Source organism: Pelagirhabdus alkalitolerans (genome assembly GCF_900096905.1).
GTDB lineage: Bacteria > Bacillota > Bacilli > Bacillales > Amphibacillaceae > Pelagirhabdus > Pelagirhabdus alkalitolerans.
Genome location: NZ_FMYI01000018.1, coordinates 1 through 2,923, shown reverse-complemented (window position 1 = coordinate 2,923; position 2,923 = coordinate 1). Strand labels below are relative to the sequence as shown.

Below are 2,923 nucleotides of genomic sequence, written 5' to 3'. Positions count from 1 at the left end.
TGTTAGTTAAGTAAGAAAGGGCGCACGGTGGATGCCTTGGCACTAGGAGCCGACGAAGGACGGGACGAACACCGATATGTCTCGGGGAGCTGTACGTAAGCATTGATCCGGGAATTTCCGAATGGGTAAACCCCCTGCTCGTAATGGAGTAGGATTTCATGCAGAATCCATATGTATGAAAAGGCAGACCTGGGGAACTGAAACATCTCAGTACCCAGAGGAAGAGAAAGCAAACGCGATTTCCTGAGTAGCGGCGAGCGAAACGGAATCAGCCCAAACCAAAAAGCTTGCTTTTTGGGGTTGTAGGACACATCTTTGGAGTTACAAATGACGATTTTATATGAAGCGACCTGGAAAGGTCCGCCACAGAAGGTAACAGCCCTGTAATAAAAAGAGTCGTCACTCCGATGTGGATCCTGAGTACGGCGGAACACGAGAAATTCCGTCGGAATCCGGGAGGACCATCTCCCAAGGCTAAATACTCCCTAGTGACCGATAGTGAACCAGTACCGTGAGGGAAAGGTGAAAAGCACCCCGGAAGGGGAGTGAAAGAGAACCTGAAACCGTGTGCCTACAAGTAGTCGAAGCCCGTTTATGGGTGACGGCGTACCTTTTGTAGAATGGACCGGCGAGTTACGATTCCCTGCAAGGTTAAATCCGAAAAGATGGAGCCGCAGCGAAAGCGAGTCTGAATAGGGCGCATGTAGTAGTGGATCGTAGACCCGAAACTGTGTGATCTACCCATGTCCAGGGTGAAGGTCAGGTAACACTGACTGGAGGCCCGAACCCACGTATGTTGAAAAATGCGGGGATGAGGTGTGGGTAGCGGTGAAATTCCAATCGAACACAGAGATAGCTGGTTCTCTCCGAAATAGCTTTAGGGCTAGCCTCAAGGCCTGTATCTTGGAGGTAGAGCACTGATTGGACGAGGGGCCCCTACCGGGTTACCGAATTCAGTCAAACTCCGAATGCCAATGATATAACCTTGGGAGTCAGACTATGGGTGATAAGGTTCATAGTCGAGAGGGAAACAACCCAGACCGTCAGCTAAGGTCCCCAAGTATACGTTAAGTGGAAAAGGATGTGGCGTTGCACAGACAACCAGGATGTTAGCTTAGAAGCAGCTATCATTTAAAGAGTGCGTAATAGCTCACTGGTCGAGTGACGCTGCGCCGAAAATGTACCGGGGCTAAACGTATCACCGAAGCTACGGATTGATCTGACGATCAATGGTAGGAGAGCGTTCTAAGTGCTGTAAAGTCAGACCGTGAGGACTGGTGGAGCGCTTAGAAGTGAGAATGCCGGTATGAGTAGCGAAAAAGAAGTGAGAATCTTCTTCACCGAAAGCCTAAGGTTTCCTGAGGAAGGCTCGTCCTCTCAGGGTTAGTCAGGACCTAAGCCGAGGCCGAAAGGCGTAGGCGATGGACAACAGGTTGATATTCCTGTACCACCTCCTTTCCGTTTGAATGACGGGGGGACGCAGTAGGATAAGGAAAGCGCGCAGCTGGTTTAGCGCGTCCAAGCAGTGAGTGTGTCAGATAGGCAAATCCGTCTGGCGAGCACGAGCTGTGATGGGGAAGGAAAACAAGTACTGAAGTTCCGGATTTCACACTGCCAAGAAAAGCCTCTAATGAGGAAAGAGGTGCCTGTACCGCAAACCGACACAGGTAGGCGAGATGAGTATTCTAAGGTGAGCGGGAGAACTCTTGTTAAGGAACTCGGCAAAATGACCCCGTAACTTCGGGAGAAGGGGTGCTTCTTTTGCGAGAAGCCGCAGTGAAAAGGCCCAAGCGACTGTTTAGCAAAAACACAGGTCTCTGCGAAGCCGAAAGGCGAAGTATAGGGGCTGACACCTGCCCGGTGCTGGAAGGTTAAGGGGACATGTTAGCTTTCGAGCGAAGCATTGAACCGAAGCCCCAGTAAACGGCGGCCGTAACTATAACGGTCCTAAGGTAGCGAAATTCCTTGTCGGGTAAGTTCCGACCCGCACGAAAGGTGCAACGACTTGGGCACTGTCTCAACAAGAGACCCGGTGAAATTATACGATGCGTGAAAATGCGCATTACCCGCGACAGGACGGAAAGACCCCGTGGAGCTTTACTGTAGCCTGATATTGAATGTTGGCACGATTTGTACAGGATAGGTGGGAGCCTTAGAAGCGTGAGCGCTAGCTTACGTGGAGGCGCCGGTGGGATACCACCCTGATCGTGTTGACCTTCTAACCCAGAACCGTGATCCGGTTCGGAGACAGTGTCAGGCGGGCAGTTTGACTGGGGCGGTCGCCTCCCAAAGAGTAACGGAGGCGCCCAAAGGTTCCCTCAGAATGGTTGGAAATCATTCGCAGAGTGTAAAGGCACAAGGGAGCTTGACTGCGAGACCTACAAGTCGAGCAGGGACGAAAGTCGGGCTTAGTGATCCGGCGGTACCGAATGGAAGGGCCGTCGCTCAACGGATAAAAGCTACCCCGGGGATAACAGGCTTATCTCCCCCAAGAGTCCACATCGACGGGGAGGTTTGGCACCTCGATGTCGGCTCATCGCATCCTGGGGCTGTAGTCGGTCCCAAGGGTTGGGCTGTTCGCCCATTAAAGCGGTACGCGAGCTGGGTTCAGAACGTCGTGAGACAGTTCGGTCCCTATCCGTCGTGGGCGTTTGGAAGTTTGAGAGGAGCTGTCCTTAGTACGAGAGGACCGGGATGGACATACCGCTGGTGCACCAGTTGTTCCGCCAGGAGCATGGCTGGGTAGCTACGTATGGAAAGGATAAGTGCTGAAAGCATCTAAGCATGAAGCCCCCCTCAAGATGAGACTTCCCATCTTTTAAAGAGTAAGATCCCTCAGAGACGATGAGGTAGATAGGTTCGAGGTATAAGCATGGTGACATGTGCAGCTGACGAATACTAATCGATCGAGGACTTAACTAAA

1 rRNA gene is annotated in these 2,923 nt (G+C 51.9%); it reads left to right on the top strand.

Going from position 1 to position 2,923, the window contains the following annotated elements:
- Positions 1-4: 4 nt before the first annotated feature.
- Positions 5-2,922 (top strand): 23S ribosomal RNA (locus tag BLR62_RS12270).
- The last annotated feature ends 1 nt before the right edge of the window (position 2,923 follow it).